Source organism: Anoxybacillus tengchongensis (assembly GCF_014201585.1).
In the GTDB taxonomy this organism is placed as follows: Bacteria; Bacillota; Bacilli; order Bacillales; family Anoxybacillaceae; genus Anoxybacillus; species Anoxybacillus tengchongensis.
On record NZ_JACHES010000007.1, the window covers coordinates 138503 to 161465 of the forward strand.

Sequence of the window (22963 nt, forward strand, 5' to 3'; positions counted from 1 at the left end):
GGGGAGAATGGAACAAAAACGGTATAGTGAAATGAGCGAATGGGAATTAAAACAAGAGATCGCCACGTTAACTGAAAAAGCACGGAAAGCTGAACAAATGGGAATGGTGAACGAATACGCGGTATATGAACGAAAAATCGCGATGGCGAAAGCGTATTTGTTAAATCCAAATGATTTTCAACCAGGGGAATTTTATGAAATTGAAGGGGACCCGCAGTCGTTATTTAAACTTCAATATATGAACGGCGTTTTCGCATGGGGCTATCGTTTAAACGATCCAAACATAGAAGTCGCGCTACCGATTTCGTTGTTAAAGAAAAGAGGTTGACACGCTTGTCAACCTCTTTTTCATTTTAAATTTTCCGTTTGCTTACTTCAGAATGTAAAATCATTAAACTTTGCGATTGTTGTGTTTCACCGTTTACTTGCGCATGGGCGTGTTTCGGGTTTGCCCATGGTTGTGGAAAAGGATCGGAATAACGGTTATCATAAAATTTTTTACGCCAATGTTTACCCATTTTATTCCTCCTCGATGTCGCCACGTTGACTTGATGCGTGCATTCGTTCTTGAGGGTGCGTATTAATTGTGCCGTTCGCACGTTTCGATGCGTATTCCGCTTTTGCGCGTGGCTCGCCTTCTAATTTTTCGTTGTTTTGATTCGGAAAGCCGCGTTCTTTATTGCTCAATGTTAGTCCCCCTAGACGTTCATTTCGTGCTTTCAAAGCACACGTATAGTATTTGTCGAGACGGATGACTTTACGCCTACTTTAGCTTGGAATAAGTTCTAGTTTTTTGCGCAATTTTTTCTCACTAAAAATCCAACCTGTATATGAACTAACGATATTGAGGTTGCGATCAAGTTGTACGACCGCAACAAAAGGATAATAATCTTTGCTTCGATATCGTAAGTCAATGAAACGCACTTCATAATGATCGTCATATTCATGAATTTCCCAACGATATACGGGCGAAAATGACAAAAAGGCAGCTAAATTGTCATCTTGCTTTGCTTTTTCAATGACTTGGATATTTGGGATCGGACATTTTTCAAAAATGTCAAGTACATCGATTGCCCCGCTTTGTGCTCGCGCAACGTAAAAATGGGTCGATGTCGTGACAGCTAAATGCCACTCGTTCCATTTTATTGTCGGTACGGTAATGATTTGTTCGACATCCGAGAACATTTGTTTTAATTTTTGTTTTATCGCTTGTTGTTGACGATAGCGAATGATATAGTAACCAATGAGCACGATGTAAACTGAAAGAAACGTATATCCTGCATGGTGTCCGCTCAGCCATAATACAACACCAGCGACATGGATAATAAAAATAAATGGATCGAATGTGTTAATGATGCCGAGGGCAATCCATTTCTTTGAGAAAGGACGTAACGCTTGCGTACCATACGAATTAAAAATGTCAACAAATACATGTAAACTAACGGCAATCCATGTCCAAAGCGCTACATGAAAAAAAGACGTGTCATACACATAAAAAAGAACGACGCTAATGAGCAACGTCCAAACAAACAAGGCAGGGATAGAGTGAGTGATGCCACGATGGTTGCGAATATATTTGGCGTTATTTTTTAATTTTAAAATCGTGTCGATATCAGGTGCTTGCGAGCCAACGAGCGTGCCGATGAGCACAGCGTGAGCAAGTGTCGGATCATGAGCGATTGTTGGATCTAGCGTAGCTAATCCACCTAATGCAAACCCCATCAAAACGTGTGTACCAGTATCCAAATAAAAGGCCCCCTTTTTCCGATTGAACTTACTTTTAGTTTACCACCTTGGAGGAATGAACGTGAAAGAAAATTTACAACAAATATTGGCACATTTTCATATTGAGTTATTTCAGCACGATTTAATTCAGTGGTTTCAAGCGGAGAAACGTGATTTACCGTGGCGTAAAGAAAAAGATCCATACAAAATATGGGTATCAGAAGTTATGCTGCAACAAACGCGTGTTGATACGGTCATCCCTTACTTTTATCAGTTTATTGAAAAGTTCCCGACTTTAGACGCGTTAGCTGACGCGGAGGAAGAAGAAGTGTTAAAGGTGTGGGAGGGGCTCGGATATTACTCCCGTATTCGCCATTTACATGCAGCTGTAAAAGAAGTAAAAGAAAAGTACGGTGGACGTGTGCCAGCGTCTAAGGAACAATTTTCTTCATTAAAGGGCGTTGGACCATATACAACTGGAGCGGTGTTAAGCATTGCTTACGATATTCCTGAGCCTGCGGTAGATGGAAATGTGATGCGAGTATTATCGCGTATTTTTTATATTACAGACGACATTGCGAAAGGGAGTACAAGAAAAAAGTTTGAACAAATTGTATCCCATATTATTGCACATGACAATCCGTCTGATTTTAATCAAGCGTTAATGGAACTTGGTGCACTTATTTGTACGCCGAAAAATCCAAGTTGTTTATTATGTCCCGTTCAACGCCACTGCCGCGCGTTTGCAGAAGGGGTAGAAAAACAGCTACCGATAAAAACGAAAGCGAAAGCGCCAAAGCACGTGGCCTTTCGTGCTGTCGTACTTGTTAACGAAGAAGGGCGTATACTAATTGAAAAGCGACCAAGTAGCGGATTACTTGCTAATCTCTGGCAACTTCCAAATGACGAACACGCTCCGACATTGAATGAACAGGAATTTATAAAAGAAATAAGTGAACGATACCATGTTTTAATCCGCTCGATGGAACGAATCGATACATTCGAGCATGTATTTTCCCATATCGTCTGGCATATTGAAGCATATAAAGCAAAGGCACTTCAATTGCAGATCGATAGGAAAACGACCAAATGGGTAACAGCCGATGAACTAAAACAGTATGCCTTTCCAGTCATATATCAAAAAATATGGCAAGCGTATGAGTAAAGGCGTTTGCCTTTACTCATAAAATATGCGTGTTCCATTTGTATATGTGGCTTCGTTTCGCTGTAAACCGCCTCTTGCTTCAATTTCTTCAATAATTTCACGATGCATCGTTTGTCCTTCGGCATTTAAATACGGCGTTACTTGTTGAAGGGCATGATGAAAAAATGCTAACTCGCTATCTTTCCACTCCTGTTTTGAAATCATTTGCAAAGCTGCTAAATCGCGGCCAATATACATTATTCTCACCTCTTTATGTAGTGTAGGAAGCAAAACAAAAATTATTCATATGGATATTTTTTGAGCGAATGATACAAAGTAATAAGCGTGGAGGTGAGTATCGTGAAACCAAACAAAACAGCAGCAGGAACAAATATTCAACATGTTAAACAACAAAATGCTGGCCAGTATGGAACAGAGTTTTCAACTGAAACAGATGTTCAACATGTTAAACAACAAAACGCAAAATCAGAAGCAAAGAAAAATCAATAACGCGCAAAGGGCATCGGTTTTCGTCCGATGCTCTTTTTCTTCCTCGCTTATTAACGTTATAATAGAGGAAAAAGCGTCGAATGAAAGTAGGGAATATGTATGGATTATCCACAGACAGGGGCGATCATTCAAATTCATAGTTATAAACATGATGGTCATATCCATCGTGCATGGAAAGAAACAGTCGTTTTAAAAGGAAGCGAAGATGAAGTGATCGGTGGCAACGATCGTACACTTGTGACAGAATCAGATGGGAGAACGTGGGTGACGCGTGAGCCGGCCATTTGTTTTTTTTATGCAGAACATTGGTTTAACATTATTGCCATGATTCGTCCAGAAGGTGTGTATTACTATTGCAATATGAGCTCGCCTTACGTTTGGGATGGGGAAGCGCTGAAATATATTGATTATGATTTAGACATTAAAGTATTTCCGAACGGTCAATATGAAATATTAGATCGTGATGAATATGAACGACATCGCAAACAAATGGGCTACCCTGAAATTATTGATAAAATTTTAAAAAATAATATTCAAAAATTAGTTCAATGGATTACAGAAAAAAAGGGACCGTTTGCTCCCGAAGTGGTCGAACATTGGTATAAAAAGTTTATTATGTATGGAAAGTGAAAACGATACATATATTTGTTAAAAACGACGGTTACTCGTTTACAGCCGTTGTTTTTTATTTTTTTTCAACAATGATGAAATTTTTTGAATTTTTTATTGTATTTTTTTAATATTCATGTAATAATTTGAAACGTATATAAAAAGTTATTTTAAAAATATAAATTTTCTGTATATAAAAGGAGGGGCTTCTGTGGGGGACGAGGCCATTTTACGAGTCCGAAATTTAAGAACGTGCTTTTTCACAGACGAAGGGGAAGTTCCTGCGGTTGATGGAGTGGACTTTTACATAAATAAAGGTGAAATTTTAGGTATTGTTGGCGAATCGGGCTGTGGAAAGAGTGTGACATCGCTTTCTATTATGGGATTGTTGCCGAAAGGAATTGGGAAAATTACAGATGGAGAAATATGGTTTAAAGATGAAAATATTGTGCGAGCATCGGAAAAAAGGATGAAAGAAATACGTGGAAATGAAATTGCGATGATTTTCCAAGAGCCGATGACGTCATTAAACCCGCTTTTTACCATTGGCAATCAAATGATTGAAGCGATTCGCATTCATCAAAAAATAAGCAAGGCAGAAGCGCGGAAGCGAGCCATTGATATGTTGAAACTTGTTGGTTTACCTCGTGCCGAAGAGATGATTGATGAATATCCACATCAACTATCTGGAGGCATGCGGCAGCGCGTCATGATTGCGATGGCCATGGTATGCAACCCGTCTTTATTAATTGCCGACGAGCCAACGACCGCTTTAGATGTGACGATTCAAGCGCAAATTTTACATTTGATGAAGCAGTTAAACGAACAATTCGGCACAGCAATTATGATGATTACGCACGACTTAGGCGTTGTTGCAGAAATGTGCCATCGCGTCGTTGTGATGTATGCGGGAAAAATTATTGAAGAAGGAGACGTTCAAACAATTTTTCGCCATCCAAAACATCCGTATACAATTGGGCTTATTCGTTCCGTTCCAGATATTCGGGAAAGAAAAGCACGTTTATATTCTATTCCGGGAAGCGTGCCCAAACCGGGTTCTATTAAACACGGTTGTCGTTTTGCGGCAAGATGTGAACAAGCATTCGAGCGATGTTTTTCCGAAAATCCTGATTTATACGAAGTAGAACAAGGACATCGTGCGCGTTGCTTTTTGTATGCAAAGGAGGAACATACGATCCATGAACGAACCGTTACTACAAGTTAAAGGACTAAAAAAATATTTTCCGATTATGGCAGGTTTGTTTAATAAACAAATCGGTCAAGTGAAAGCGGTTGATGACTTATCGTTTTCTGTTTACAGAGGGGAAACGTTAGGCATCGTCGGAGAGAGTGGCTGTGGAAAATCAACGACAGGACGAATGCTTTTGCGGCTCATTGAACCGACAGAAGGATCTATTGTATTTGAAAATGAAGAAGTGACGAAGCTATCCCCACAACAATTAAGAAAAGTACGCCGCGATATGCAAATGATTTTTCAAGATCCATTTGCATCGCTTAATCCGCGCCATACAGTCGAAAAAATTTTAGAAGAACCGCTCATTGTTCATGGAATCGGTTCAAAAGAAGAGCGGCGAAAAAAAGTGCGTGAGATGTTAGAAGTCGTCGGATTAAGTAGCTATCATGCCAAACGTTATCCGCACCAATTTAGCGGAGGGCAACGGCAACGCATCGGCATCGCTCGCGCATTGATGACGAAACCGAAGCTCATTATTGCGGATGAGCCTGTTTCAGCACTTGATGTGTCTATTCAAGCCCAAGTGCTGAATTTGCTAGAAGACTTACAAAAAGAGTTTGGTTTGACATATATTTTTATCGCTCATGACCTTGGTGTTGTTCGCCATATTAGCGATCGCGTTGGCGTCATGTATTTAGGGCGGATGGTCGAGCTGGCTAACAGCGAGGATGTATACCGCAATCCGAAACACCCATACACCCAAGCATTGCTTGAAGCCGTTCCGATTCCAGATCCAGAATATAAAAAAGAAAAGCAACTGCTTAGCGGAGATTTACCGAGTCCATCGAATCCGCCAGCAGGATGCGCTTTTCATACACGATGTCAAGCATGTATGGATATTTGTAAAACGACAAAACCAGCATGGAAAGAAGTTGAACAAGGGCATTACGTCGCTTGCCATCTTTATACATAAGGATGGCTAAGTGATGAAATATATTATTTCACTAAGGGGGAAAAGAAATGAAGAAAAAGTGGTTATTAACCATGCTCACGTTTCTTCTTGTGGCAGCGACTGCGCTTGCAGGTTGCGGCAAGTCGGAACAAACAGGTGGAGAAAAAACAGAAGAAGCTGAAAAGCAAACGACACTCGTCTATGGACGCGGTGGCGACTCTGTTGGGTTAGACCCAGCGACAGTAACAGATGGTGAATCGTTTAAAGTCACGAAAAATATTTTTGACACATTGTTAGATTACAATGATGGCGACACGTCGATTCAACCAGCATTAGCAGAAAAATGGGAAGTTTCCCCAGATGGACTCACCTATACGTTTACGCTTCGTAAAGGTGTGAAATTCCATGACGGAACAGATTTTAACGCGGAAGCTGTTGTATTTAACTTTGAGCGTTGGGCAAACGGTAATGCGGATACGTTCCCATACTACGGCTCCATGTTTGGTGGATACAAAAATGATGAAGGACATGTTATTAAAGAAGTAAAAGCGTTAGATGAGCATACTGTACAGTTTGTTTTAAAACGTCCGCAAGCTCCATTCTTAAAAAATCTTGCGATGGTACCGTTTGCGATTGCTAGCCCTGAAGCAATTAAAAAATATGGCGATAAATTTGGTGAAAATCCTGTCGGGACAGGTCCATTCGTCTTTAAAGAGTGGAAGCGCAATGAGCGTATCGTGCTTGAGAAAAATAAAGAATATTGGTTAGAAGGGCATCCAAAACTTGATAAATTAATTTTCGTATCGATTCCAGATAACTCTGCTCGTTTGAATGCATTGTTAAAAGGCGAGATTGATATTATGGAAGATTTGAATCCTTCTGATTTAGCGCAAGTAGAAGGAAATAAAGATTTCCAAGTGTTTAAACGTCCTTCGATGAACGTCGGCTATGTTGGATTAACGGTTACACGTGGTCCGTTAGGCAATAAACTTGTTCGTCAAGCATTGAATCATGCAGTAGATAAACAGGCGATCATTGATGCGTTTTATGCGGGTCAAGCACAACCTGCGAAAAACCCATTGCCACCAAGTATTCCTGGCTATAACGATGCGATTCAAGATTATCCGTATGATTTAGAAAAAGCGAAACAATTACTTGCAGAAGCTGGCTATCCAAACGGATTTGAAATGGAATTATGGGCTATGCCTGTTCCGCGTCCATACATGCCAGATGGACAAAAAGTAGCGGAAGCATTACAAGCAAGCTTCGCAAAAATTGGTGTGAAAGCAAAAATCGTAACATATGAATGGGCAACATACTTAGATAAAGTAGCAAAAGGAGAAGCAGATGCGTTCTTGCTTGGTTGGACAGGTGATAACGGTGACGCTGACAACTTCTTATATGCGCTACTTGATAAAGACAGCATCGGTAGCAACAACTACACGTACTATTCGAACGATGAGTTGCACAACATTTTAATCGAAGCGCAAACAGTTAGCGATGAAAACAAACGTAACGAATTGTACAAAAAAGCGCAAGAAATTATTAAAGAAGACGCACCATGGATTCCGCTTGTACACTCAACACCATTGTTAGCAGGGAAAGCAAACATTGAAGGATTTAATCCGCATCCGACAGGAACGGATAAATTTACAAAAGTACAGTTTAAATAACATTTGTGTTGAGGGAGGGGAGGGAATCCTCTCCCTTTCCATCATGTAAGAAAGGAGTGAAACGTATGTTTTCATATACGATCAAACGCATGTTAACAGTCATTCCCGTTTTGCTTGGCATGTCGCTCGTTGTGTTTTTTATGATTCGCGCCATTCCAGGAAATCCAGCTCAAGTCATTTTAGGACAAAAGGCAACGAAAGAAGCTGTTGAAGCATTAACGCATAAACTTGGATTAGATCAGCCATGGTACATTCAATATATCAAATATGTTGGCGGATTATTAAAAGGAGATTTAGGGGAATCGCTTCGTACAGGTGTGGCCGTCTCGCAAGAAATTTGGCCATATTTAGCGGCGACATTAGAATTATCTCTTGCGGCCATGTTGATTGCTGTTGTCATCGGTGTAAATGCAGGTATTATTAGTGCATGGTTTCAAAACTCTTGGTTTGACTATGTGGCGATGGTCTTGGCTTTAGTTGGCGTTTCGATGCCTATTTTTTGGCTAGGGTTGATGGAACAATGGATTTTTGCGATTAACTTAGATTGGTTTCCGACATCTGGACGTGAAGATGTTCGTAATCCAATTGACCCAATTACCCACTTATATGTGCTTGACACGTTAATTCAAGGAAATACAGATCAGTTTGTTCAAACGTTGCAACATTTAGTGCTTCCGAGCGTGGCTTTAGCAACAATTCCAATGGCAATTATTGCCCGCATGACTCGCTCGAGCATGCTTGAAGTGATGAAATCAGATTACATTCGTACAGCACGTGCGAAAGGATTAAGCATGTTTTGGGTGGTGTACAAGCATTCGTTAAAAAATGCAATTATTCCGGTGTTGACAGTTATCGGTTTGCAAATGGGCTTGTTACTTGGTGGTGCAATTTTAACAGAAACGATTTTCAGCTGGCCGGGAATTGGTCGTTATATTTATGAAGCGATCGGCTATCGCGATTATCCTGTTATTCAATCTGGTATTTTAATTGTTGCGATGATTTTTATTTTCATTAACTTAATTGTTGACTTGTTATATGCTGCGATTGATCCGCGCATTAAATATAACTAAAAAGGAGGGGAGCGCATTGGCTGAACTTGCACGAAACGAAGCAAACATCGTACAAGAAGAACAAGCAACATCGTTATGGAAAGAAGGATGGATTCGCTTTCGGAAAAATAAAATGGCTCTCGTCGGAAGTGGCATTGTGCTATTTTTCATTTTGCTTGCTGTTTTTGCCCCATTTATTGCCCCGTACGATATGAACGACCAACAACTTTCGATGCGTTTACAAGCACCGTCGAAAGAACATATATTTGGCACAGATGATTTCGGGCGAGATATTTTTTCCCGTGTCGTTTACGGGGCGCGCATTTCGTTATGGGTTGGATTTTTTTCTGTATTAGGCTCGGTTGTAATCGGCTCTTTGCTTGGAATTATTGCAGGATACTATGGGCGTTGGATCGATGCGGTCATTTCACGTATATTTGACATTATGCTTGCGTTTCCAAGCATTTTATTAGCGATCGGAATTGTTGCAGTTTTAGGGCCATCATTGAAAAATGCGCTCATCGCGATCGCAGTCATTAACATTCCAAACTTTGGTCGTCTGATCCGATCGCGCGTATTAAGCATTAAACAAGAAGAATACATTACTGCGGCGAAAGCGATTGGTATGAGCGATGCACGCATTTTATTTCATCACATTTTACCAAACAGTATGGCTCCGATCATTGTGCAAGGGACGCTTGCGATTGCGACAGCGATCATTGAAGCAGCAGCTCTCGGGTTTCTTGGATTGGGTGCCCAACCGCCAAATCCTGAATGGGGGAAAATGCTAGCCGATTCAAAAGCATATTTAACACAAGCACCGTGGACGATGGTTTTTCCAGGATTAGCTATTATGTTAACGGTGTTAGGATTTAACTTAATGGGCGATGGATTGCGTGATGCGCTTGATCCGCGTATGAAAAGTTAAAAAGATGTCCCGAGGCATAAACGGGACATCTTTTTATTCTTGTTCAGGAGTAGGCACGACATGTTCTTCTTTATGATAATGATGGAAACTTTCGATCAGTGTGTCTAAATGTTCAAGTTGGTGACTATATTCAATAATCGCTCCGATCAGAGGAAATAGTTGATAATTTTCTTGTTCGACGCTTTGTTCAACATAATGGTTTAAAAACGAGTGAATTAATCCTTTTTTCCCAGAGCACGCTTCAGTTGCAAATTGTGATTGTGGATCGGATTTTACTTTTCCAATGAACTTCAGCAATATTTGATCGTGATAATTTAATAAGCAGTCGAGTTCGTTTTTTATGGCGTCTTGAAGTTCCGGAGATGTATGTGCCAACTCATTTTCTAAACGATGCAGCAACTTTAACGTCTCTAAGGCGCGATTTGTTGCGACAATCATTTGTCGATACAATACGAGTTTGCGCGATTTACTATATTTTTGTTTACGAAAATACGTTCGTTCTTCTTTATAAAGCAAATAAAGCTGATCAAGTTTCATCATGTTTTCTTTTAATTTTTCAATGTCTTCTTTTAGTAAATGATGCTCGGATGCATGGCGAACGTTCATACGAATCCATTTCAAAATATGTTCGGTATATTCAACAATTTTTGTATATAGCTTTTTTTCATATTTTGGTGGAAGGAACACTAAATTCACGACAAACGCTGCAAGCACCCCTAACATAATCGTCGAAAAGCGGATAAGCGCAAATTCAATAAAGTGATCTTCCGTATATTCCATAATCGCAATGACTGTCACAAGCGCGACAGAAATAGAAGATTCTAAACGAAGACGGAGAAATAACGCAATAACTAAAATGGCGGTTAACCCGATAATAAACGGATCGTGTCCGAAGATAAGCGTGAAAACGATCGCGAAAACTGCACCGATGACGTTCGCTTGCACTTGTTCAATTAAAGATAAATATGAACGGTAAATCGTCGGCTGCATCGCAAATACAGCTGAAATGCCAGCAAATACAGGAGAAGGCAATTGAAGTAATTTCGCTAAAACTAATGCAAATGTAATCGCAATCCCGGTTTTGAAGACGCGGGCTCCAAGTCTCATCGTCGCTCAAATTCCTTTCTTTTTCTTCATCTTGTTAGAACAACAAACAAATATACATGTTTTTCATCAGTATATCAAGAAAAAAGGAAAAAAATTAAAAGAACTGCCCCAATTTATTGTTGAGGCAGTTCTTTTATGTTTATTCCGTTGACACAGACGGATCGGCTTGTTCTTTTTTCGGAATGATTTGGAAAAAGTGTTGTTCCGGCTGTTGCAACAACGGTTGAAGTGTTGCTGCTTCGTCGTGCTGTTCATGTTCGATAAGCAAATCAATATATGTGCCAAGCAGTTCTTTGACGTCCGCTTTTCCTTTTTCGTTAAGCGGTTGAATCGTGACGTTTGCTCCTTTGGCAATCCGACGTTCAAGAGCCGCTTTTGTTAAGCCCATTTCTGGCTGATGACGTAAATAAACGACACCACCTGTCATCCCTGCACAAATCCATGGACCTGGGTCTCCGAGAACGAGCCCGCGTCCGTTTGTCATATATTCAAAGGCAAATCCTTTAATGTTGGCATTGACACCGATATTGCCGTGTTCAATTTCAGGAATTGGCTTTGTCACTTGACCACCGATAATCATATCTGCTCCTGATAAGCGAATGCCTGCGCGCGCATCAGCATTTCCTTGAACGATTAACAACCCTTTTTGCGCTCCGTAGCCAAATCCTTTTCCGACCGATCCGTTGTAAAACTTACCGTCTTTCCCTTTTGATTTGAAGACGAAAATACCACCACCAAATGATGTTTTCCCAACACCGTCTTGTGCTCCGCCGTCTACGTGGATATGAATGCCAGTGACGTTATACGCACCGAGCCCATTGCCAGGAACAGAGCCGTCTTTGTAGCGTAGAGAAATATTCGGTAGCTTTTTATACGATCCGTCTAACCGACCGCGTACGCGATGACATGCGACACGGCTACCGAGCACGCGCTGTTCAGCTGTGACAGTTGAAAATTCACGAGAACGGTGCAAGTCTTCCACGTGGTAATCTAAATATTCAGCACCAGCAGCAACAGCAAGTTTTCCTTCTTCTGATGTCGCTGCTACTTCTTTTTGGTACCATTGACCGATGTCTAACGGTTTTAATAGCGTCGTTAAATCGAGGCGATCTCGGCCGCGTGTTTGTTCAAGTAAATCGGAGCGGCCAACAAGTTGTTGTAAGTTTGTGTAACCGAGCGATGCAGTGAGCGCTTTAAGTTCTTCACCGAATGCGGTAAAGAAACGAACTAGGTTTTGCACTGCTTGCTCGAATTGTCTTGGAACGAAGCGACGCAAACCGTGTTCTTTTGCCTGTGCTTCCGATTCAATTTGCGTAGCGATTCCGACATGGCACGTATCTAAATGACAACCACGACATGTCGTACAACCGATTGCGATCATCGCTAACGTTCCAAAGCCGACGCGATTAGCACCGAGAAGCATTACTTTTATAACGTCCATCGCACTCTTTATGCCGCCATCTGCCCAAATTTCTACTTGATGGCGCAATCCTGCTTCTAAGAGGGCGTTATGCGCCGCTTTGACGCCAATTTCTACAGGTAAGCCAACGTGTTGAATCGCATGGATGCGTGCCGCTCCTGTACCACCGTCAAAGCCGCTTAGTGTAATAATGTCAGCGCCAGCTTTTGCGATGCCGACAGCGATCGTTCCGATATTAGGGACGACAGGTACTTTTACCGCCACTTTTGCTTGGTCGTTTGCTGTTTTTAATTCTGCAATCATTTGGGCTAAGTCTTCAATCGAATAAATGTCATGGTTGTTTGACGGTGAAATTAAATCAGAGCCGATCGTTGCGTTGCGTGCTTCAGCAATTTTCGCTGTTACCTTTGAGCCAGGTAAATGACCGCCTTCACCTGGTTTTGCGCCTTGCCCAATTTTTATTTCAAGTAAATTAGATGAATTGAGCAGTTCGGCGTTGACGCCAAATCGTCCAGAGGCGACTTGTTGACCGCGCGTGCGCGGATATTTGCCGAGCATATCTTTAATTTCACCGCCTTCGCCGTTTAAACTAATCATATTGAGACGGTTGGCTGCTTCGGCATAAGCACGAAACGCAATTTCGTTTTGTGATCCGAATGACATCGAAGCGATGACAAACGGCAAGCTATGTTCACCGACCGAAATATCGACATGTTCTTTTTTCGCTGGCACATTTGCCTGTTTTAAGTCTGTTAAATGGCGAATGGCTGTCGGTGTTTCGGTTTCAATTTCTGTTAACTTTTCACGATATTGATCGTATGAGCCTGTTTGTGCGACTTCGCCAATCGCTTTCCAAATGCGTGGGAATACGTGAAACGTTTTTCGCAACTTTGCTTGTTCGGTTTCAAAATCTTTTGCGCGTGCGAGCGCATCTTGTTTTAATGCCTCGAAATTTTGGGCGAGCGTATCTGAACCGAAAAAGTTCACAATATTTAATACAGCTGCGACTTCTTCATGCAATCCGATAGACGAAAATAGACGGCTATATCCGCGCAACTCGTGAATACCGATCGTTGAAATGACTTTTTCGAGCCCTTTATTTAACGCTTGAAACAAATGAATGGCTGGTCGAGTTGACAAATCAGCAACTGTTGCAAACATTAAATACGGGCTAATGACGTTTGCACCAAGTCCGTAAGCAACGATGAAATCGTGCAACGAACGAATCGCTCCGGAACGAAGAAGAAGCGAACAATTTCTCCGTAAGTTTGCTTTTGTCAATGCTTGATCGATAGCCGATACGACAAGGAGCGGATCGATCCATAAATGTCCGTTTTGATGCGCTTTCGCGTCGTCAATGATGAGTAACGTTTTTCCATTTTCAACAGCTTCACATGCTTCTTTGCTTAAATGGGTGAGTGCCGTTCGAATCGTTTCGTGTTCAGAAAAAGTTGCTGATATAAAGTACGTTAGTTGTTTTTCTTCAAATGCATGAACGAGCTGGTCGTATGACGGCTGTTGCAATATTTCTGCACATTCGTTTCCGAGTTTTCCTTCAATTAAAATAGGTGAAAGAAGCTCAACAGTGTACGGATGTTCTTCGTTTGAGACGATACTTGGTCTTTTTCCAACGACAACGCGAGTAGAAAAATGTTCTGTTTCGCGGTCGCGATCAATGGCCGGGTTTGTAACAACCGCAACACTTTCTTTAATGAAATCAGCAATATTTTTTCGTTCAGGATCAATCGCTGCCAGCGGAGCATCGTGACCAAGTGAGCGAATAGGCTCTGCCCCTTTTTCTGCCATTTGTTCAAGCAATTGAATATGTTCGCGATCCCAACCGAATGCAGCGTATTGCCCATTATGCACTTTTGTAGGTTGAGCAACGAGCACATACGGTTTTAACGTTGGTGTTTGTAAACGATGTCGCATATTCTCGATATTTAAACGATTTCGAATGCGGTTGTACACCTCTTGCTGATAGTCAGCATATTCGTAAACACGAATTGTTCCATCCGCTTGCCATTTTAAGCCAATTTTCTCTCCTGGTGCGAGCGGTTTTGGTTCTCCTGTATATTCGCAAGCTGGAATAATCCCTGGTTCAGAAGCAAATACGTAACGGTGTTCTGTTTCGATTTTCCAAAGCGGACGTAATCCAAGTGCATCGACGCTAAACACCGCTTCATCCGCATGACGTGAAATAATGCCTGCCGGTCCTTGGGCAAAATGTCCCCAAGCTTCGCGAATGTAAGTATATAAATCTTGTAAATGGGCTGGATAATGCTTGATTTCGTTTACAATTGGCGGGAATAAAAAGTCCATCGCTTCAAATAACGTATAGCCGTCGCGATAAATAAGCGTTTCCATCGTTCGGCTTAAGTCTTGTGAATCACTCCCACCATTTGTAAGCGGAACGCCAATCATAGTTGCTTCTTCACGAAGTTTAGCAATGGTGTTAATTTCACCGTTATGACCTAGTACGCTAAACGGTTGGACGCGGAAAAAGTTTGACAACGTGTTCGTTGAATAGCGATTATGGCCAAGCGTCATCGTTGATGCAACGAGCGGGCTTGCTAAGTCGTGATAGTATTTTGGTAAAATATCTCCAGCCCCCATTACTTTATAAATAGCATGGTGATTGCTTAACGAAGCGACATGAATATGCTCATCTTTTTCTATTTCAACAGTTAATTCAAATAACGTTTTAGATAATGTTCCTTTTTGATTTGGTAAAAGAGCAACTTGCCAAAATACTGGTTCTTCACGTAAAGCAATTGGACCGAGCGCTGAGGAAGATGTAACGCGATCAGATTCAAAAATGAGCGTCAATTGGAACTGAGCAAACAGTTGACGCATACGTGCTTGTTTCTCTTCCACATTCGTTGTTCGTGTAATAAATATATGACCAACGATAAAATCGTCGCGATCGACGAGTTGAGGATTAAGTTGGGCAACAGCAAACTTTTCTTTCCAAAGCGCCTTTGGAATGTCAATATGAATGCCGACGCCATCTCCTTCTCCATTGATGAATCCAGCGCGATGATTCATTGTGACGAGGGCGTTAATACACGTTGTAATGTTTTCTCTTGTCGGAATGCGTCGTTTTTCAACCGCAGCGACAATTCCACACGCATCGTGTTCATGTTCACCAAAGTGTTGAAATGAAGTTGGATTCCATTGTTGTTTCATAGCATGCGGCTTGCAAGCGACTATCGTTCGCTTCGCGCCTTCGCCACCTCCTACACAAAAACTTTTTTTAAAAAATAAAATTTTCTAAATTTTATAGTTTATATTAACATGATCATGACAGAAAATCAATTATTTATTCATGTTTTTGGATACTATATTCAGTTTGCGTAACAAAACGTTCATAAATTTTGTAAGCGTTTTCATTTAATTTAAGCGTAAAAAAACGAGATAGAACATATGTTCATACCTCGTTATAATTGTATATTTATTCATTTTTCAAGGATTTAAATGCACGTTCTACTGCTTTAATTGTATATTCAATATCCTCTTCTGTATGAGCTAATGTAATGAACCATGCCTCATATTTTGAAGGGGCAAGGTTGATGCCTTGATGGAGCATGAGTTTGAAAAATTTAGCGAACATCTCTCCGTCTGTTCGTTCCGCTTGTTCGTAGTTTTCTACTTTTTCTGTCGTAAAGTATACGGTGAGCGCACCTTTTAGGCGATTAATTGTCACAGGAATATCGTATGTGTTGGCATGAGTTAAAATACCTGCCTCTAACATTGCGCCGAGATGATCGAGATGTTCGTACACGCCTTCTTGTTGTAGTACTTCTAAACAAGCAATACCAGCTAATATAGAGGCTGGATTGCCAGCCATCGTTCCTGCTTGGTAAGCAGGACCTAATGGGGCTACTTGTTCCATAATGTCTTTTCTACCGCCATATGCACCGATTGGTAATCCCCCGCCAATAATTTTTCCAAGTGCAGTTAAGTCTGGTTCGATGCCGAGCAAGTTTTGAGCCCCACCATACATAAAGCGAAAAGCTGTAATGACTTCATCATAAATAACAAGTGCTCCAGCCGCATGAGCGATGTCGTTAATTGCTTGTAAAAAGCCCGGCTTTGGCTCAACGATACCAAAGTTACCGACGATAGGTTCGACAAGAACGGCAGCGACTTCGTTTCCCCAGCGATCCATCGCCTGTTTAAATGCATCGACATCATTAAAAGGAACAGTAATCACTTCTTGTGCAATGCTTTTTGGCACGCCTGCCGAGTCAGGTGTGCCTAATGTGGATGGACCAGAGCCAGCCGCGACAAGAACGAGATCGGAATGACCGTGATAGCAACCCGCAAATTTTACAATTTTATCGCGCCCGGTGTATGCGCGTGCGACCCGAATCGTTGTCATGACAGCTTCTGTTCCTGAGTTGACAAAACGGATCTTCTCGAGAGAAGGGATCGCTTCTTTCAACATTTTGGCGAATGTAATTTCATATGGCGTTGGTGTTCCGTATAACACACCGTTTTCAGCTGCATGTTGAATCGCTTTTGTAATATGTGGATGGGCATGTCCAGTAATAATCGGACCGTAAGCTGCTAAATAGTCGATATATTTGTTGCCGTCTACATCCCAAAAATATGCCCCTTGTGCTCTTTCCATAACGACAGGTGCACCGCCTCCGACAGCTTTATATGAACGAGAAGGGCTGTTGACGCCACCGACGATATGCTCAAGCGCTTCTTGATATAATTGTTCAGACTTCGTAAAATTCACGCGAAGCCTCCTCCTTTTATGTAAAATTTCTTTCATGGTGTTTATTTTATCACATTTATTTGAGCACACCATTTGTTGAGTTTCAACATTTTCGTTACACTAGTAAATAGTGATTTCATAAGAGGTGAGGAACATGTATGCCATTGAAGTAGAAAAACTACGAAAAGAATTTAAATCGTACTCTAGCCGCTCTGGTTTAGCCGGGGCGTTTCGTGATTTGTTCACGAGAAACTATAAAATCGTTCGAGCTGTCGATGATATTTCCTTTACGGTCAAACAAGGAGAAATGGTTGGCTACATCGGAGAAAATGGCGCAGGTAAATCGACGACAATCAAAATGTTAACAGGAATTTTAACGCCGACATCTGGACGAGTCGTTGTAAATGGGATGAATCCGCATAAAGAACGGGAACGTTTCGTGCAGACGATCGGCGTTGTATTTGGCCAGCGATCACAACTATGGTGGGATATTGCAGTGCAAGAGTCATTTCGGCTATTAAAAAAAGTATATCGCGTCTCTGATCAAGCTTATAACGAACATATGGATCATGTCATTGAAACGTTAGATATCGGTCCTTTACTTGATAAACCTGTGCGCAAACTATCGCTTGGACAGCGTATGCGTTGTGAGTTAGCCGCTGCACTCATTCATAATCCGCCGCTTTTATTTTTAGATGAACCAACGATCGGTTTAGATGTGCTTGTCAAGCTAAAGATTCGTCAGTTTTTAAAAGAAATTAATGAGAAGTACAACACGACGATTTTATTAACGACACACGATATGACAGATATTGAAGCGCTTTGTGAGCGCGTTATCATGCTTGATGAAGGAAAAATCATTTATGACGGTTCATTGCAACATTTAAAGCAAAATTGGGGAGAAGGAAGACAAATTCACTTTCAATTTCGCGATATGGTTTCAAAAGAAGAGCTTACATCACTTGTTCCTGTCACGTGGGAACAAGGGGAAGATCGATATAATTGGATTGCGCATGTTCTCACGCATGATATGGCACATGTGATCGGAAAAATTGTTTCTTCCTATGAGCTAAAAGATATTCACATTCGTGAAGTATCGACGGAAGAAATCATTAGCAACATTTATGAAGAAGGGATTCATCATGGCTAAATATATTGAAATGATTCGTATGCGTTTTTTAATGATGTTAGCGTATCGAACGAATTATTATAGCGGCATTTTCATTTATAGCATCAATATTGGAGCATATTATTTTTTATGGTCTGCCATTTATGGAGGGCAGCCGTCTATTCAAGGTATGACGGTAGAACAAATGACGACATATGTGGCGATCGCATGGATGGCAAGAGCGTTTTATTTTAATAACATTGATCGTGAAATTGCGATGGAAATTCGTGAAGGGAAAGTAGCGATTGAACTTATTCGTCCATACAACTATTTAATGATGAAAACGATGCAAGGACTTGGAGAGGGTATTTTCCGTTTCATTTTCTTTTCACTTCCAGGGATGCTTATTGTCACATTCGTTTTTTCGCTTCACTTTACAACGAATGTCCAAACATGGAGTTATTTTGCTCTTTCGACAGTGCTCAGTTTTATTATTAATTCCCAAATCAATTTACTAGCAGGTATGGTGACATTTTTTACATTAAATGGTGAGGGGTTGCTTCGTGCAAAACGATTTATTATTGATTTATTTTCAGGACTCATTTTGCCGATTAGCTTTTATCCACAATGGGCGCAAAGTGTGATGCACTATTTGCCTTTTCAAGCGATTAGCTACATTCCAAGTATGATTTTTACGGAAAGCTTTACAAGGGATGAAGCGGTCAAAGGAATGATGTTTCAGGCTGTTTGGTGCGTCGTATTGATCGTTCCGATTTATTTGTTATGGAAAGCAGCCAAACGAAAACTCATCATTCAAGGGGGGTGAACATATGTTTTATATATCTATTTTTCTTCAGTATATGAGTCAATATATAAAAACAAAGTTGCAATATCGCACCGATTTGTTTGTGGAGTTTTTATCTGATTTAATGTTTCAAGGTGTAAATTTAATTTTTATTCTTGTTGTATTTGGACATACACAATTTTTAAACGGATGGACGCGCGATGAAATTATTTTTATTTACGGTTTCTTTTTAGTTCCGTTCGCTCTGTTCGCTTCATTTTTTAACATTTGGGATTTTAATGAACGATACATTGTACGGGGAGAAATGGATCGTGTACTAACCCGTCCTGTGCATAGCTTATTTCAAATTGTGCTTGAACGTATGGAGCTCGAGTCGCTTCTTGGAGGAATTACCGGTTTAATCGTTATGGGTTATGCTGCATCAAGGTTACATTTAACGTTTCATTGGTATGATGTAATTTTATTTGTTCTTTTTGTGTTAGGAGGTACATTTGTTTACGCAGGTATTTTTATTTCGTTAGCAAGTATTAGTTTTTGGTCTGATGCACGCAGCTCAATTATGCCGATGATGTATAATATAGGAAACTACGGGAGATACCCTGTCGATATTTACAATCGTGTCATCCGCTACATTTTGACATGGATTTTGCCGTTTGCATTCGTTGGTGTATATCCAGCGGCGTACTTCTTGCGTAAAACGGAATGGTACACGTATTCGTTTTTGACCCCGGTGATGGGTGTTATATGTTTTACTTTATCGTTGCTGTTATGGAACGCGGGTGTCAAACGTTATCGAGGTGCTGGGAATTAAATGAAACATCCCCTCGTATATATGAGGACAGGAGGGGATAGTGTGGAGTATGTATGGATCGGCATTATTATTTTTGTAATATGTATGAGCTTTTTTTCATTTTGGCAAACGAAACGTTCTATCATTTCAGTGAAAAATTTTATTGCTATTTTATTTGTTTATTCAACGACAATGATCGGTTTTGCACTTGTGTATACAATTTTGCATATAAATGGACATGTTGTTATGATGGAAAATGGGAAGACTATAGTCGCTTCTAATTTTTTTCAATATGTCGAAACGAGTTTATATTTTAGTGCAGTGACATTGCTTTCCGTCGGCTATGGCGATATTGTCCCGATTGGAATCGGTCGGTGGATTGCAATGGTGGAAGCTTTGCTTGGCTATGCGCTACCTGCTGCTTTTGTTGTTCGAACGGTGATGGATGTAGAAAAAAGATAGGAGGAGAAACATGGAAGCGCCTAATTTTACATTACCAGCGAGTAATGGGGAAAACGTTACATTATCGCAATTTCGTGGGAAGTATGTTGTATTATATTTTTACCCGAAAGACATGACGCCAGGATGTACGACTGAAGCTTGTCATTTTCGAGACTATTACGAGTCATTGACAGATTTAGGGGCCGTTGTGATCGGAATTAGCCCGGATTCCATTGAGCGACATAAAAAATTTATTGAAAAGCATCGCTTACCGTTTTTGCTCCTTGCTGACGAAAAACAAGATGTCGCAAAAGCATACGGAGTATGGAAGTTAAAGAAAAATTTCGGGAAAGAGTACATGGGTATTGAGCGTTCAACGTTTTTGATTGATCCAAACGGTCAAATTGTACAAGAGTGGAGAAAAGTGAAAGTAAATGGGCATGTCGAAGAGGTGCTAAATGTTTTAAAAGGGGCGGTTGGCTCAAACAAATAATAAAATCGTTGCGTACGATATAGTAGAGCACACACCTCCTCAAATATGTATGCGGCGATTGTTCAACGATCGCCCTTTTTTCTTCCCTAAAAATCCAATTGACAAATGGTTTCATTTTTTTGTACACTATTTATAAAAATTATAAATTAATAATTATAATTTTTATAAATGAAAGTGGGGTGCATGACGGTGACGCACGCACATCAATTAAAAGAAGCGCTTCACACATTGAAAGAAACCGGCGTCCGTATTACACCGCAACGTCATGCGATACTCGAATATTTGATCCAGTCAATGTCCCATCCAACAGCGGATGAAATTTATAAAGCTTTGGAAGGAAAATTTCCAAATATGAGTGTCGCAACTGTGTATAACAATTTGCGTGTGTTTAAAGAAGTCGGTCTTGTTAAAGAATTAACTTATGGTGATGCGTCTAGTCGTTTTGATTTTGTTACGACACATCATTATCACGTCATTTGCGAAGCGTGTGGAAAAATTGTCGATTTTCATTATCCTGGTTTAGATGAAGTAGAAGATTTAGCGGCACATGTGACAGGGTTTAAAGTAAGTCATCATCGTATGGAGATTTATGGAACGTGTCCAGACTGTCAAAAGGGACATCATTAAAAAAGCTGGTAGCATCGATGCTATCAGCTTTTTTTGTTTCTTGTTTTTCGATTATATTTTTCATCAAATTCTTTTCCTTCAAGTGTCGGATCCAGTGTCAGTGGCTCGTTGCAATACATACATATATCGACTCGACCTAGCATTTTTGTTACTTTGTTGCATGAAGGACAAACGACCTGTACTGTTTTTGTTGATAACATACCAATCCAAAAATAAACAACTGTACTTGCGATAATAAACAACAGCCCTAAAATCATGAATATTGTCATAACGATAGGGGATGTACGAAAAAATATACCCCCATACATGACAAAAAATCCGATGAAAATTAAACTTAGCGCAAACGTACGAATTTTGTTGATCTTGCTTGAATATTTTACACCCACGTTATTCCCTCCTATGTATAACTATATCATAAGTTTTGAATGATAAGCATTAACAAAGCAGGAGTTTTTTTAAAATTGTCGAATATCGTCAAACAATGTTGAAAAGTGGAGGAGTCGGTTATGGAAGATGTGTTGCGTCCAATTTACCAAGAGCGAGCTAGTCAGTCACGCACTCTTGGTATTCTAATGGTTGAAAGATGGTCGGATTACTCCCCAGAGACGGATTTATTTGATGTTGTTTTATTTGTTATTGTTCGGGAGGGGGAGGAAACGGTTTTTATTAAACATTATGCCTTCGGAGAAAAAAGTGCATCATTATATGTTGTAGACGAACGTCAAGTGAAAGAATGGGTGTTGCTCGGTTCCAACCGGAAAGTAATAAATTGGCTGTTGAATGGGAAAATTTTGTTTGAACGCAATGAATATATCGAACAATTGCGCCAACGTCTATTGCAGTTTCCTGAAGAGGAAAGAAAGGTAAAGATGGGGATAGAATTTGCTAGATTGGTGCGACGTTACATCGAGGGCAGGAGTTTTTTTGAAAAAGATCAATGGCTTGATGCTTACAACCATGTGTTGCATGCTCTTCATCATTTAGCTCGTCTATTTATTATCGAAAATGGATTTTATCCCGAAGTGACTGTATGGAATCAAGTAAAACAGATTGAGCCACAAATTTATAAATTGTATGCGGAATTAGTTGGGAGTGAGGAGCCGCTTGACAAGCGATTACAATTGTTATTTTTAGCAAGTGATTTCTTCATCCATTCGAAGCTTAAACAAGGAGCGAGTCATCTGATGCATGTGCTTGAAAAAAAAGAAACATCATGGTCTATGGCGGAGTTGTTAAATGAAAAAGAGTTGACAGTGTATGGTGTTGATTTAGAGATTTTGCTTGAATTTCTCGTTGAAAAGCATATGCTTTCTGTTCAAAAAATCGCAACGAAAGGGCAAGGGATTTTTCATAGACATTACGTACTTGAAAAAAATAATAAAGAAAAGTGTTGACGTTTAAACATGCTCGTGATATATTTTTAATCGTCGCTACCGAAGATGTGGCGGCGGTTAAAAAATGAAACTTATTGTTGACATTGGAATGCTGATGTGATATTATGAAAAAGTCGCTCAAAGAGCGACAGAGATGTTCCTTGAAAACTGAACGAAGCGAAAAGCGTACAAAAGCTAAGGATAACTTTTCTATGGAGAGTTTGATCCTGGCTCAGGACGAACGCTGGCGGCGTGCCTAATACATGCAAGTCGAGCGGACGAATC

Annotated in this window: 24 protein-coding genes and 1 rRNA gene; 17 read left to right on the top strand and 8 right to left on the bottom strand. The window is 40.4% G+C overall.

Annotated elements, in window-relative coordinates; all coding sequences use genetic code 11:
* Window positions 1–7 precede the first annotated feature (7 nt).
* A complete protein-coding gene (locus tag HNQ82_RS09375) occupies window positions 8–328 on the top strand; it encodes a YfhH family protein (RefSeq protein ID WP_183249096.1) in 321 nt (106 codons plus the stop codon).
* 25 nt (window positions 329–353) lie between these two features.
* On the opposite strand, the gene HNQ82_RS09380 is transcribed toward HNQ82_RS09375, so the two are convergent.
* The 3 genes from HNQ82_RS09380 to HNQ82_RS09390 all read right to left on the bottom strand — a co-directional run bounded on the left by HNQ82_RS09380 (window position 354) and on the right by HNQ82_RS09390 (window position 1746).
* Entirely contained in the window at window positions 354–518 is a 165-nt protein-coding gene (locus tag HNQ82_RS09380) for a YpzG family protein (RefSeq protein WP_006322047.1), read from the bottom strand.
* A 1-nt stretch (window position 519) separates the two neighbouring features.
* Window positions 520–687 (bottom strand): small, acid-soluble spore protein K, encoded by a 168-nt coding sequence (locus tag HNQ82_RS09385; RefSeq protein WP_006322049.1) that lies wholly within the window; start codon window positions 685–687, stop codon window positions 520–522.
* Window positions 688–768: 81 nt separating this feature from the next.
* A complete protein-coding gene (locus HNQ82_RS09390; RefSeq protein WP_183249098.1) occupies window positions 769–1746 on the bottom strand; it encodes a metal-dependent hydrolase in 978 nt (325 codons plus the stop codon).
* Between the two features lie 55 nt (window positions 1747–1801).
* On the opposite strand from HNQ82_RS09390, the gene mutY reads away from it, so the two are divergent.
* Window positions 1802–2890, top strand: a complete 1089-nt coding sequence (gene mutY / locus HNQ82_RS09395) for an A/G-specific adenine glycosylase (protein WP_183249100.1) — start codon at window positions 1802–1804, stop codon at window positions 2888–2890.
* A gap of 12 nt (window positions 2891–2902) precedes the next feature.
* Here the strand turns inward: mutY and HNQ82_RS09400 are convergent, their stop codons facing one another.
* Window positions 2903–3127, bottom strand: a complete 225-nt coding sequence (locus HNQ82_RS09400; protein WP_183249102.1) for a cytosolic protein — start codon at window positions 3125–3127, stop codon at window positions 2903–2905.
* Between the two features lie 99 nt (window positions 3128–3226).
* Between HNQ82_RS09400 and HNQ82_RS09405 the strand changes: the two genes are divergently transcribed.
* From HNQ82_RS09405 to nikC, 7 genes are all read left to right on the top strand, one after another.
* On the top strand, window positions 3227–3379 hold the full coding sequence (locus HNQ82_RS09405) for a gamma-type small acid-soluble spore protein (RefSeq protein WP_183249149.1): 153 nt from the start codon (window positions 3227–3229) through the stop codon (window positions 3377–3379).
* Window positions 3380–3478: 99 nt separating this feature from the next.
* Window positions 3479–4009, top strand: a complete 531-nt coding sequence (gene ntdP / locus HNQ82_RS09410) for a nucleoside tri-diphosphate phosphatase (RefSeq protein WP_055442007.1) — start codon at window positions 3479–3481, stop codon at window positions 4007–4009.
* A 190-nt stretch (window positions 4010–4199) separates the two neighbouring features.
* The gene (locus tag HNQ82_RS09415; RefSeq protein ID WP_183249105.1) at window positions 4200–5213 is read left to right on the top strand and encodes an oligopeptide/dipeptide ABC transporter ATP-binding protein; all 1014 of its coding nucleotides are present in this window, start codon (window positions 4200–4202) and stop codon (window positions 5211–5213) included.
* Window positions 5188–6156, top strand: coding sequence for an ABC transporter ATP-binding protein (locus HNQ82_RS09420; RefSeq protein ID WP_183249107.1), 969 nt, complete (start codon window positions 5188–5190; stop codon window positions 6154–6156). Before HNQ82_RS09415 ends, HNQ82_RS09420 begins: the two co-directional genes overlap by 26 nt.
* Window positions 6157–6203: 47 nt before the next feature.
* Window positions 6204–7808 (top strand): ABC transporter substrate-binding protein, encoded by a 1605-nt coding sequence (locus HNQ82_RS09425; RefSeq protein WP_183249108.1) that lies wholly within the window; start codon window positions 6204–6206, stop codon window positions 7806–7808.
* A gap of 65 nt (window positions 7809–7873) precedes the next feature.
* Entirely contained in the window at window positions 7874–8878 is a 1005-nt protein-coding gene (locus HNQ82_RS09430) for an ABC transporter permease (RefSeq protein ID WP_183249111.1), read from the top strand.
* A gap of 16 nt (window positions 8879–8894) precedes the next feature.
* Window positions 8895–9785 (top strand): nickel transporter permease, encoded by an 891-nt coding sequence (gene nikC / locus HNQ82_RS09435; protein WP_183249113.1) that lies wholly within the window; start codon window positions 8895–8897, stop codon window positions 9783–9785.
* Between the two features lie 33 nt (window positions 9786–9818).
* On the opposite strand, the gene HNQ82_RS09440 is transcribed toward nikC, so the two are convergent.
* The 3 genes from HNQ82_RS09440 to HNQ82_RS09450 form a co-directional block, all read right to left on the bottom strand.
* The gene (locus HNQ82_RS09440; protein ID WP_183249115.1) at window positions 9819–10892 is read right to left on the bottom strand and encodes an FUSC family protein; all 1074 of its coding nucleotides are present in this window, start codon (window positions 10890–10892) and stop codon (window positions 9819–9821) included.
* A 139-nt stretch (window positions 10893–11031) separates the two neighbouring features.
* Window positions 11032–15501, bottom strand: a complete 4470-nt coding sequence (locus tag HNQ82_RS09445) for a glutamate synthase-related protein (protein ID WP_183249117.1) — start codon at window positions 15499–15501, stop codon at window positions 11032–11034.
* A gap of 265 nt (window positions 15502–15766) precedes the next feature.
* Complete coding sequence (locus HNQ82_RS09450) at window positions 15767–17062, bottom strand: glutamate-1-semialdehyde 2,1-aminomutase (protein ID WP_183249119.1); 1296 nt, start codon at window positions 17060–17062, stop codon at window positions 15767–15769.
* Window positions 17063–17195: 133 nt separating this feature from the next.
* Here HNQ82_RS09450 and HNQ82_RS09455 point away from each other — a divergent pair, with 133 nt between their 5' ends.
* The 6 genes from HNQ82_RS09455 to perR all read left to right on the top strand — a co-directional run bounded on the left by HNQ82_RS09455 (window position 17196) and on the right by perR (window position 21305).
* The gene (locus HNQ82_RS09455; RefSeq protein ID WP_183249120.1) at window positions 17196–18191 is read left to right on the top strand and encodes an ABC transporter ATP-binding protein; all 996 of its coding nucleotides are present in this window, start codon (window positions 17196–17198) and stop codon (window positions 18189–18191) included.
* Entirely contained in the window at window positions 18184–18975 is a 792-nt protein-coding gene (locus tag HNQ82_RS09460; RefSeq protein WP_183249123.1) for an ABC transporter permease, read from the top strand. The genes HNQ82_RS09455 and HNQ82_RS09460 overlap by 8 nt, the downstream gene beginning before the upstream one ends.
* Before the next feature lie 4 nt (window positions 18976–18979).
* Complete coding sequence (locus HNQ82_RS09465) at window positions 18980–19765, top strand: ABC transporter permease (RefSeq protein WP_183249125.1); 786 nt, start codon at window positions 18980–18982, stop codon at window positions 19763–19765.
* Between the two features lie 42 nt (window positions 19766–19807).
* Window positions 19808–20206 carry an ion channel gene (locus HNQ82_RS09470; protein ID WP_183249127.1) on the top strand — a complete coding sequence of 133 codons (399 nt, stop codon included), beginning with the start codon at window positions 19808–19810 and terminating at the stop codon, window positions 20204–20206.
* Between the two features lie 10 nt (window positions 20207–20216).
* Window positions 20217–20678 (top strand): thioredoxin-dependent thiol peroxidase, encoded by a 462-nt coding sequence (gene bcp, locus HNQ82_RS09475; RefSeq protein WP_183249129.1) that lies wholly within the window; start codon window positions 20217–20219, stop codon window positions 20676–20678.
* A gap of 183 nt (window positions 20679–20861) precedes the next feature.
* Window positions 20862–21305 carry a peroxide-responsive transcriptional repressor PerR gene (gene perR, locus HNQ82_RS09480; protein ID WP_032101066.1) on the top strand — a complete coding sequence of 148 codons (444 nt, stop codon included), beginning with the start codon at window positions 20862–20864 and terminating at the stop codon, window positions 21303–21305.
* A gap of 23 nt (window positions 21306–21328) precedes the next feature.
* On the opposite strand, the gene HNQ82_RS09485 is transcribed toward perR, so the two are convergent.
* On the bottom strand, window positions 21329–21691 hold the full coding sequence (locus tag HNQ82_RS09485; RefSeq protein ID WP_183249131.1) for a DUF2614 family zinc ribbon-containing protein: 363 nt from the start codon (window positions 21689–21691) through the stop codon (window positions 21329–21331).
* Between the two features lie 120 nt (window positions 21692–21811).
* On the opposite strand from HNQ82_RS09485, the gene HNQ82_RS09490 reads away from it, so the two are divergent.
* Window positions 21812–22699 carry a nucleotidyltransferase-like protein gene (locus HNQ82_RS09490; protein ID WP_183249132.1) on the top strand — a complete coding sequence of 296 codons (888 nt, stop codon included), beginning with the start codon at window positions 21812–21814 and terminating at the stop codon, window positions 22697–22699.
* Between the two features lie 188 nt (window positions 22700–22887).
* A 16S ribosomal RNA gene (locus tag HNQ82_RS09495) occupies window positions 22888–22963 on the top strand; the annotation flags it as partial.